Below are 10,010 nucleotides of genomic sequence, written 5' to 3'. Positions count from 1 at the left end.
TTCCCCGCTGTCTGCTCTTTCGGCATAACTCCATCCTCGTTTCCAAGGTCAGGAGTCTCCAACAGACCCAGGGCGCTTCAACTCGCAGGCCACGCAATGGACTGGATCTTCGCCACAGCAGTTGGAGGCGTCTGCTCCAGGGGGGAGCGCGGGCAGCCCATCGCCCGAGGGGCCATAAATAGAACCAGCAGGGGGATACCCTCGGGTCGACAACCCCCTGGGTAAGATTGCGAAGCTCGTCACGCTCTAGAAGGCGAAAGGAACGCCTGTTCATGACCGCCCTGTAGATTGCAAGGCATGAGGTTCCTCAACAAAGCGAAGTCACGCGCCCTGACAACCATCCGTCGCGGCGATCCTGTGTCCTGGGTTCCCGATTGGATGGGCTTGGGAAATCTCCTGTATCAAGGGTTGTGGGCGTTCGAAGGCCACACGCATCGAGAGTCGCGCAGGGTCCTATTGCACCCCAAACGCGAGGCAGCGGTCGCACTCTTCCCCACTTTGCGGGAGCGCTACTTCATCCCGAGGGACCGCGTACCCTTCACCGCTCGACGGGTGATGCCGTGGCGAGAGGAGTCCCCGCAGCCGGTGCCCTATCAGCCCGCCGAACTCAGGAGCTTCATACGTGAGGTGTTGCTCTCCGGCTCCCCCGTCGCCTTGGACCCGGATGGCCTCTCCAAGGATGATGTCATCGTGAACGTGCGGCGGGGCGACTACTACTCGGTTCCCCAGCATGAGGCCGAGTTCGGAATGGACCAGGTGGCCTACATTCGGGCCGCCATCAGCCGAACAGCGGCGCTTTCGGGCCCCCTCTCACGGATCGTGGTGATTTCGGACGGCCTAGACTGGTGCAGGGAGCATCTCGGTCCCGTTCTCGGCCTTCACGGCGAGGTGGTCTATAAGGACGGCGACCTCTTCCACGATCTGCGCGCCGTCGTGCATGCCCGCCGCCTGATCATCACGAACTCCACCTTCTCCTATTGGGGTGGATACATCGGCGACGAGTTGCACCCGGGCCGTCTCGTCATTGCACCGGCACTGTTCAGCCGTAACCTCAACGGTGGTCGTGCTCACCAGCTCAGGCCTTCGTGGACCGTGCTGGAGGAAGGGTGCGGGGACCTCGCCAGGTAGCCCTCTGTCGGAACCTGGGAAAGGGGAACCGCCCTTGGCTATGCTGGGCGCATGGTTCGTTCAAGCCGGTTGGAGCGCCGGGTTTGCATCTCGCTCACCGACAGTGATCGACGCCCCCGGTTCATGGATGGGCCGGGGGCCGCCTGGTTCCGCTTTTACGATGCATTCAACGGCTCCACCTCGGATCCGTCCCCTTACTTCAATGTGGCCCGCTACCGCGAGCACTACCCCGGTTCACCCACCCCCGGTCAGGCGGGATGCGCCATCAGCCACTTCCGTGTCCTCGAGTCCTTCGCGTCGAGCACAGGCCCCGACGACGGGGTGGCTCTTATCTCCGAGGACGACGTCCTCATGCCGACCGAGACGGAGGCGGTCCTCAAGTGCATCCTAAAGGACAACTCCTTCGACATCGCGGTCCTGGCCGACCGCGGCCCGACAAACCCCTCACTAGCATTTCAACGGCTTCTCATGACCGAGGCCCAACTGTCGTTGCTGTCACGCCCAATCGTTTGCGGCGGGCGGATCCGGCGTCTGGGTCGGTTCGCCGGGAACCCGTACACGACAGCCTTCTACCTGATCACGCGCTCGGGAGCGCAAAAACTCGTCTCGGGACTCGTGGAGGACGCCGGCGGTCCCTGGACCATCGCCGATGACTGGCCGCTGTTTCGTGACAGGTACGGTCTCGACATTCGCGTCCTGAGGCCCGGGCTGGTGACCTACATGGGCGGGTCCACGACGCGGGAGGCGGCGTCCCTTGCCCGCGATAGCGAGACCACCGACCGCGCCGTCAGTCTCCTGGACAGCCTGAAGACGGCGCTAGCGTTGCGCTCTCGATGGCGGGCCGCGCGTCTGGCCGTCCGGGCCACCGCGCACGACATCAAGGCTCGATGAGGCGACCCGGCCGAACGCCGCGGCGGTCCCGCCAGGCAGGATGGTCCGTGGTTCTGGACCCGACGGCGGAGGCCCCGTCCACCAGCCTCCGTGACGGAATCCGCTTCAACAGCCGGTAACGGACCATCCCCTGCAGGGCACCCAGGTGCCCGCCGGCAATCCGGGCGTGGCGTAGCCGCGCGGCGCGCTCGCGGGTGACGATATAGGCCGGAAGGTGCCGAGCCACCTCCGTGGCCGACACCCGCCAACTCGGCCCGCTCATGCCCTCGTCGCGGTGGCGGATCCAGAGCAGCATCCGGCCGACCTGCTGGATCCGCTGCTGCCGAAAGACGGTCTGCGGGGTGGACCGCAGGCGGTAGTGGACAACCGCGCGCGGCGCGTGCACGACGACCGCCCCGCGGCGTTGGGCGCGCCAGGAGAAGTCCGTCTCCTCAGAGCCGCCGGGGAACGAGGAATCCATGCCGCCAACCGCGAGGTAGGTGGAGCGACGGACGCCGAAGTCATTGCCCGCCACGGTGGGGAGGTGCCCGGCGAATCCGCTGTGCACCACCGAATACCCCACCGCGTCTGTGTCGGGCTCGCCGGCCGCAGACGGGATGCCATAGGCGGCAAGCACGGCCCCGTCGTTGAACCGCCGGTGCAGGAGCGTCCCCACAGCTAGGGCGTTCTCGCGCGAGCGCACGGCCGCGGAGAGTTCCCGGACCCACTCGGGGCCGACGAAGTCGTCTGCGTCGCAGAAGAGCAAGACCTCGCCCGCGGCCGCCAGGGCCCCGACGTTTCGGGCATGAGAGGCGCTGGCCGGCCCCCGGGCATCGACCACGGTCACAGTGAGGCCGCAGCGCTCCGCTGCCTCGCGGGCAGCGGACGCCGTGCGGTCCGTGCTCCCGTTGTCGGCCACGATCACCTCGAACTCCGGGGCGGCTACCTGCACGGCCAGGCTCTCAATCTGCTCGGCGATGTACGCCTCGGCGTTGTATGCCGGGATGACCACACTGACCAGCTCGGGGTCACCGGGCCCGCCCACGCCCTGCCGCGCCTCCCCGGAGTGCGCCCGTATGCCAGGGTCGAGGCCCAGGCCGACCTGTGGCGTGGGGCGTCGCCGCAACATTCGATACTCCAGGGCTCCCGCGAGCGTGCCCGCAGCCATCGCCGTCCGCGAGGCGAGCCCCCGCCAGTCGGCCGTCGCCGGATGCGCCGCCATCTTCACCGCCGCCCCTAGGCACCGCACGGGCTCGCTCGCCCACGTCGTGGCCCGAGAACGGTCCCATACGCCATATCGATCCGCCAGGAGCACATGGGCTTTCGCGGACCGGAACGCGATCCTGCGAACCGACCGCGTACTGGTCTTGCCTCGGGAGGCGACCCTCACCTGCGGCATCTCCACCAGCCGGTGACCGGCTCGCAAGACGCGGAAGGCGAGATCGTTGTCGTCGCCCGCGTGGGGGAACGACTGGTCGAAGCCCCCCACCGCCTCCAGCAGCTCACGGGACGCTCCGAAGTCGCCCCCCATCAGCACGGGGAACGGGCCGGAGACCTCCCGGCCGGGCCCGTTCTGCGGCCGCAGCTCGTCTCCGAGACGGTCCCGGACAGCGTCCAGTCCTTGCTCGAAGGTGTCGGCCGACAGATGCGTCACGCTGCCGGTCCAGATCGAAGCCGTGGCGAAGGCCGCCGCTCCCGCAGCCACCCAGTGGCGGGAGACGACGTCGTCGGCGTCGCAGAACATGACGTAGGGGGCGCGGGCAGCGGCAATCCCCCGGTTGCGGGCATAGGAGGACCCTTGGTGCCCGTCGGCTCGGACCACCCTGAGCTGGAGGCCGGACTCCAGGAACGGCCGGATGGCGCCCTCCAGGTCGTCGGTGGAGCGGTTGTCCACCACGACGACCTCGAAGTCCGGTGCACCGACCTGCGTGCGGAGCGCCTCCAGCTGCAGCGGCAGGGTCAGTGCGCCGTTGAAGACGGGGATCACCACTGACACCGAAGGCGTCGTCGGGTCCGAGGAACAGCATTCACGGGTCGACATGAGGTCAGGCCTCTCCCTGGAGTCGGTCTGGCGTGGAGAATTCGTCATCGGGAATCGCCGTCCACTCCGGTAGGAGCAGCGGAGACTCGCCATCGCTGTAAAGGCGGTTGAAGTGCAAGGGCGCGAACACGGTCCGTGGGCGCTCACGGGCGGAGCGCGCGCTGGCGAGATACCCGCCCCAATAGGAGAACGTGGAGTTCGCCAGGATCAGGTCGCGCGCCACGGCCAGCTGGGCGAGATCGTCGAACATGTCATGAGGAGTCGGCATGAAGGAGACGGACCTGCCCTGCCTGACAAAGGTGAGGTTCGTGGCGCACCATTCGGGGTCGTCCGACACCACGACGACTCGCTTCTGCCGGTCGCCCGGGATACGCTGCAGCGCGGCATTCACGTAGCCGGGGATATCGAATCCGAACACCGCCGCAAGCCTCTCGTTCGTGTAATAGTCGCCGCGCCGGACATTGACTACGACGGCGTCGCGCGGACGGGCGGCCATACGACCGCGGAAATTCTCACTTGCCAACAGCAGGTCGCGCGCAAAGTCCCGAAGGTCCTTGACGCGGAAGTCACGCCCCGCGTGTTGCCCCCATTCCACCGTCCGCCTCTGCCGCCATCCCACATCTACCTCGTCGACCGTCAACGCCCGCAGCTGGGGGAACTCCTCAAGCCACGGATTCATCTTGGGCTTGTATCGCACGAGCCACCGCTCGCCTGTGTGTCGCTGTCGCGCCCATGCCGTCGTCCACAGATACAGATAGTTCCCGCCGTTCATGGGCTCGGCGCCCCAGATGATGAAGGGTTGCTGGGTGCGTACGATGGAGAGCGCCCGCGCACGGGCGGCTGCGGCGAAGTCGCGACGGGCCATGCGGCTACCCTACCGAGAGAACCTCACCTCTCCCCATGACGGAAGTGACCCCGTGGATCTCCTCTCACGTGCGCGCACCCTTAAGCACCGCGTCTTCCTGGCCCGCAAGGACTCGGAGCTTCGCGCCGAGGCCATGCGCCTGCGATCCGATCCCGCCTTCCTCGCCCAGTATGCCGCGGCACAGGAAGGCCTGGACGTCCCCCCGCTCCAGCACCATGAGGGTGTGTGGGCGATCGCCATGGTGCGCAACGAGGCGGACATCATCGAGACGACGGTCCGCCACCTCCTACAGCAGGGCATTGACCACATGCTGATTGTGGACAACCTCTCCGATGATGACACTCCCCGGGTACTGGCTCGACTGGCGGAGGAAATCCCGCACCTCCACGTCGGCACGGACAGCGAGCCGGCCTATTACCAGTCGGCCAAGATGACCCAATTGTCCGACCTGGTCTCCGCCGCAGGGGCGCGGTGGATCATCCCCTTCGACGCGGACGAACTGTGGTTCGCCCCGCAGGGTCGGCTGGTCGACGCCCTCGATGACTCAGGGTCGCCCGTGCGTCGCGCTCACCTGTTCAACCTGTTCCCGTCCCCGGGCGGCAAGCAGTGGCGTCTGGACACCGCCCGCCACTTCGACGACAAGGTGGCCTTCCGCCCCTGGGGAGGGGCAGTCGTGACGATGGGCAACCACGAGGTGAGCCGCCCGGGATCCCGCGAGAGCGAGGGGCTGCGCATCCTCCACATGCCCTGGCGGTCTTTCGAGCAGTTCGCTAGGAAGACCCGCATCGGCGCCGCAGCGGTGGCGCGGGCCGAGCTCGACGAGGGGGAGGCCTACCACTGGCGCTGGCTCGGCTCGGCCTCAGACGACGAGCTACGAACCGTATGGAGGCAGCTCCTGTCCGGCGAGGCCGTCGCGAACGCCGCCTGGTACCCCCGGGGGGCGCTACGCCCGGTCGGAGACATGCCGCCGCCGTCATGGGCCGCGGTCCAGCCGCTGCTGGAGCCGATGGCGCCACGGCCGGGGGCGTCGACCCGGTGAGCCCCGTTAGAGTCGGCCCTATGAAGGGCATCATCCTGGCCGGGGGCACCGGCTCCCGACTGCACCCGATCACGCACGGCATCTCGAAGCAGCTTGTGCCCGTGTACGACAAGCCGATGGTCTACTACCCCCTGTCAACCCTGATTCTCGCGGGCATTCGCGACATCCTGGTCATCACCACACCCAAGGACGCCGACCAGTTCCGGCGCCTGCTCGGCGACGGCTCGCAGTTCGGTATCTCCCTCTCCTACGTCCAGCAGCCCTCCCCGGACGGCCTGGCGCAGGCGTTCCTCCTCGGGGAGAAGCACATTGGCGACGACCGCGTTGCCCTCGTGCTGGGGGACAACATCTTCTACGGCCCCGGCATGGGTCAGCAGCTGCTCCGCCACACGGAGGTCGAAGGCGCCACCGTGTTCGGCTACTGGGTGGCCGACCCGTCGGCGTACGGCGTCGTGGAATTCGACGGGCACGGTAGGGCCGTCTCCCTCGAAGAGAAGCCATCCGAGCCCAAGTCCAACTTCGCCGTGCCCGGCCTGTACTTCTACGACAACGACGTGGTGGAGATCGCCCGCGGCCTGAGGCCCTCGGCCCGCGGCGAGCTAGAGATCACGGACGTGAACCGCACCTACCTCGAGCGAGGCGCCCTGAACGTGGAGGTGCTCCCCCGCGGCACCGCTTGGCTGGACACCGGCACGTTCCACGACCTCAACGACGCCTCGAACTTCATCCGCGCCGTCGAGTCTCGCCAGGGCCTCAAGGTAGGTTCGCCCGAAGAGGTCGCGTGGAGGCGGGGCCTGCTCACCGACGACGAGCTGCGCGCCCGCGCCGAGCCGCTGGTGAAGTCCGGGTACGGCCGCTATCTTCTGGGCCTTCTCGAGAGTACCCACTGAACAGGCGCGGACTCCGGAGGACCCATGACCCTCGACATCTTGTACGTCCGTCCCAAGGGCTCCGGGTGGGGGCCGGTCTCGCAGCTCGTGGGACTCGCTGCCCGGCTCTTCGAGGCACGAGTGCTGGAGCTGGATGACCGTGGGGAGGTGTCGCTGTTCCGGAAGACGGCAGCGTCCCTGCCCCGGGGTCGCCGGCGCCCGGGTCACCACCTCCTCGTCGTAGCCCCCCACGCGGGCATGGCCGCCTACGCGGCCCGGCCCCGTCTGTGGTTTCCGGGTTACGACTCCACCGCGGTGTGGGTCATCGACTCGTTCTGGACCGACAGGACACCGCGACTCCTGCGCGGCACCGCCCACGTGGATCGGGTGTTCATCACGGACCCCCAGCTCGTCGAGGAGTGGGAGCAGATCACCGGCACCCCGGTCTCCGTCCTGCCCTGGGGCGCGGACACAGCGCTCTACCCCGGCGCCGCGCAACACCGCGGCATCGATGTGCTGCGCCTGGGCCGCCAGCCCGAGGCCTGGGCGGACGACGACGCTACGGCCCTGGACGCCCACCGGCAGGGCCTACGGTTCGCGGGGCGCCCGCCGATGAGTGACGACCCAGGCCAGAACCAGCGCAACGTCCGAGAGGCCCTCATGGGGGCGAAACTGGTGCTCGCATTCTCGAACCTCGTCAGCCCCGCTCCGTACACCCATCCCACACGGGACTACCTGACCGGCCGGTGGATGGATGCACTCGCGGCCGGATGCCTCGTGGCGGGGACCGCGCCAGCCGCAGCGACGAGCACGCTATGGGACGGGGCCACGCTGGAGATCTCCCCGACGTCGCGTGAGGATGCCTGGCCCATCCTGACCGCGGCCGCCGAATGCTGGTCCCCCGAGCGAGCTGCCGAGCAGCAGGAGTGCGCGCGTCGCACCCTCGACTGGCGATGGCGCCTGCGGCAGATGGGCACCGTGATGGGGTGGCCCGAGCCGCCGCGTCTGACCCAAGAGCTAGAACGGCTGATCTCGTCCCCTCAGCAAGGCTGAACCGATTCGCCTATTCGTCGCCGCTTGCTGAGATCCCCAGGCGTCGATGGGCGTCCCACGCCGACCGGACCATGTCCTCCACCGAGTGGCGCATACGCCAGCCGAGGTCCTGGGCTGCCAGCGTGCCGTCCGCCACGATTCGCGCCGGATCCCCGGGGCGTCGGGCGTGCACCTCCGGCGGGTCGGAGACCCCCGTGACGTCACGGACCGCGGCCATGATCTTGCGCACAGAGGTCCCTTCCCCCGACCCCAGGTTGTACACGGAGTGCAGGCCCGCGCCGGACGTCAGCGCCCGCGCGGCCGCCACGTGCGCGTCCGCGACATCCTGGACGTGGACGTAGTCCCGGATGCAGGTGCCGTCGGGGGTCGCATAGTCGTCGCCGAAGATACGGGGCCGCTCGCCCCTCTCCAGCGCAGAGAAGACCAGGGGGAAGAGGTTGTGGGGGCTGAGATCCGTGATGTCCGCCCACCCGGATCCGACCACGTTGAAGTACCGCAGACTGGTGTGACGGATGCCGACGGCACGCTCCTGGTCCCGCAGCAGCCACTCTCCGATTAGCTTGGACTTGCCATACGGCGACTCAGGTGCCGGCGGTGTGTCCTCGGTGACCCGCTCAACGGCCGGTGTCCCGTAGACCGCAGCCGACGACGAGAAGACGATGTTCTGCACCTGCGCGGCCACCATCGCGGCGAGCACGCTCGCGGTTCCCTGGACGTTGACGTGGTACGCCGTCAACGGCACCCGAACAGACTCCCCCGCGTACTTGTACCCGGCGACGTGGACGACCCCCTCTGCCTCATTCTCACGGAGCACCGCCGTCAGCGCTGCGGTGTCGGTGACATCCGCATGAAAGAACGGGACGCCGTCGGGGACGAACTCCCGGTGCCCGGTGGACAGGTCGTCTACGACCGCGACCGGAAGACCCCGCTCCCTAAACGCCCGGACGACGTGCGCCCCGATGTAGCCGGCGCCTCCGGTCACGACCCAGGTCATCACATCGCCCCCTTGTTCCGGGCATGGGTCTGGAGCTGCCCAAGTTGGGTGCGGACCTGACGGGCGATTTGGTCCTCCGAGAAGCGCTCCGCGTGCGCCCGCATCGCAGGGGGGTCCCAGTCCCGGGCCAGCGCCTGCTCGACGCCATCGGTCACGGCTTCCACCGTGGGCGCCTCGACGAACACCCCGTTGACGCCTTCCACGATGGTGTCCAGGTAACCGCCGGCGCGCAGCGCCACGGTGGGCACGCCCCACGCGCTCGCCTCGAGCGGCGTGATGCCGAAGTCCTCGTGGCTCGCAGCGATCAGTGCCGTCGCATGCGCGTACGCCCAGCGCAACTGCGCGTCGGTGAGGTCCTGGCCGAACACCACGTCCTCCCCCGCCATCGCCCTCAGCCGGGCCTCCTCCGGGCCCTTGCCGATCACCACGAGCGGCCGCCCCGCGCGGGCCGCTGCCTCGATCGCCACGTCCACGTGCTTGTACGGCATGAGTCGCGCGACCGACAGCAGGAAGCCGTCCTCCGCCAGCCGCTCGGCACCGGGGATCGGCTCCTGCGGGCCGTCCGTGCTCACGGAGTGCGGCGGGAACACGAGGTCCACGCCCTCGAGCCCGTAGACGTCTTCGATCCGCTTCTTCACCACCGTGGAGTTGGCCACATAGCGCGATCGACGCCGGACGGCCGCGCGGTCCCACCTGCGCAGACCCGGGCGCAGCACGCGGGCGATCCGCCCCTTGATGCTGTTCCGACCGTCCTCGCCCAGGTAGTCGTCCAGCAGGTAGACCCAGCGCGCCGGGGTGTGGCAGTAGACGAGCGTGGCGCCGTCGTAACGGAATCCGTGCGCCCAGCCCGAGGTCGAGACGACGGCGATCGGCTCCTTCACGTGCATCAGCGAGGAGGCCAGGGGCAGCAGCGGCAGGGCCCGCCGCGGGTCCTTCCGCAACACCCCCACCCGGTTGAGGGGTGAGGTGATGATGCGTGCGTCCTTGAACTCCGGGAAGGTCCCCTCGGGGTCGTAGAACGTCGTGTAGATGGGCGCGTCCGGCCACATCCGGTGCAGGGCGAGCACCACCCGTTCCGCCCCGCCCTTCTGGGTGAGGTAGTCGTGGGCGATGGCGATCCGGCCGCGTGTCATGTCGGTCATGGTGCTCCC

Annotated in this window: 9 protein-coding genes; 5 read left to right on the top strand and 4 right to left on the bottom strand. The window is 68.4% G+C overall.

What is annotated here, in order from left to right; translation table 11 throughout:
* The first annotated feature begins 297 nt into the window (after nt 1-297).
* Nucleotides 298-1,128, top strand: coding sequence for an alpha-1,2-fucosyltransferase (locus tag NR072_RS08140; protein ID WP_080695004.1), 831 nt, complete (start codon nt 298-300; stop codon nt 1,126-1,128).
* A 51-nt stretch (nt 1,129-1,179) separates the two neighbouring features.
* On the top strand, nt 1,180-2,019 hold the full coding sequence (locus NR072_RS08135; protein WP_256836813.1) for a glycosyltransferase family 25 protein: 840 nt from the start codon (nt 1,180-1,182) through the stop codon (nt 2,017-2,019).
* On the opposite strand, the gene NR072_RS08130 is transcribed toward NR072_RS08135, so the two are convergent.
* Both NR072_RS08130 and NR072_RS08125 read right to left on the bottom strand, forming a co-directional pair.
* On the bottom strand, nt 2,006-4,039 hold the full coding sequence (locus NR072_RS08130) for a glycosyltransferase family 2 protein (protein ID WP_256836812.1): 2,034 nt from the start codon (nt 4,037-4,039) through the stop codon (nt 2,006-2,008). The genes NR072_RS08135 and NR072_RS08130 overlap by 14 nt on opposite strands.
* A 4-nt stretch (nt 4,040-4,043) precedes the next feature.
* Nucleotides 4,044-4,904, bottom strand: a complete 861-nt coding sequence (locus tag NR072_RS08125; RefSeq protein WP_134377303.1) for an alpha-1,2-fucosyltransferase — start codon at nt 4,902-4,904, stop codon at nt 4,044-4,046.
* Between the two features lie 52 nt (nt 4,905-4,956).
* Between NR072_RS08125 and NR072_RS08120 the strand changes: the two genes are divergently transcribed.
* From NR072_RS08120 to NR072_RS08110, 3 genes are read left to right on the top strand one after another with little or no spacing between them, the layout of a single operon-like run.
* On the top strand, nt 4,957-5,943 hold the full coding sequence (locus tag NR072_RS08120) for a glycosyltransferase family 2 protein (protein ID WP_166795214.1): 987 nt from the start codon (nt 4,957-4,959) through the stop codon (nt 5,941-5,943).
* A gap of 20 nt (nt 5,944-5,963) precedes the next feature.
* Nucleotides 5,964-6,833 (top strand): glucose-1-phosphate thymidylyltransferase RfbA, encoded by an 870-nt coding sequence (gene rfbA / locus NR072_RS08115; protein WP_256836808.1) that lies wholly within the window; start codon nt 5,964-5,966, stop codon nt 6,831-6,833.
* 24 nt (nt 6,834-6,857) lie between these two features.
* A complete protein-coding gene (locus NR072_RS08110; RefSeq protein WP_134377301.1) occupies nt 6,858-7,865 on the top strand; it encodes a hypothetical protein in 1,008 nt (335 codons plus the stop codon).
* A gap of 10 nt (nt 7,866-7,875) precedes the next feature.
* Here NR072_RS08110 and galE read toward each other — a convergent pair whose 3' ends face one another.
* Both galE and NR072_RS08100 read right to left on the bottom strand, forming a co-directional pair.
* Entirely contained in the window at nt 7,876-8,859 is a 984-nt protein-coding gene (gene galE / locus NR072_RS08105) for a UDP-glucose 4-epimerase GalE (RefSeq protein WP_256836807.1), read from the bottom strand.
* Nucleotides 8,859-10,001: a glycosyltransferase gene (locus NR072_RS08100; RefSeq protein WP_256836806.1), complete on the bottom strand. Its 1,143-nt coding sequence runs from the start codon at nt 9,999-10,001 to the stop codon at nt 8,859-8,861. Before NR072_RS08100 ends, galE begins: the two co-directional genes overlap by 1 nt.
* Nucleotides 10,002-10,010: the final 9 nt, after the last annotated feature.

This window comes from Micrococcus sp. Mcc89 (assembly GCF_024519795.1).
GTDB classification, from domain to species: Bacteria; Actinomycetota; Actinomycetes; order Actinomycetales; family Micrococcaceae; genus Micrococcus; species Micrococcus luteus.
This window is presented reverse-complemented; position numbering and strand designations above follow the sequence as displayed.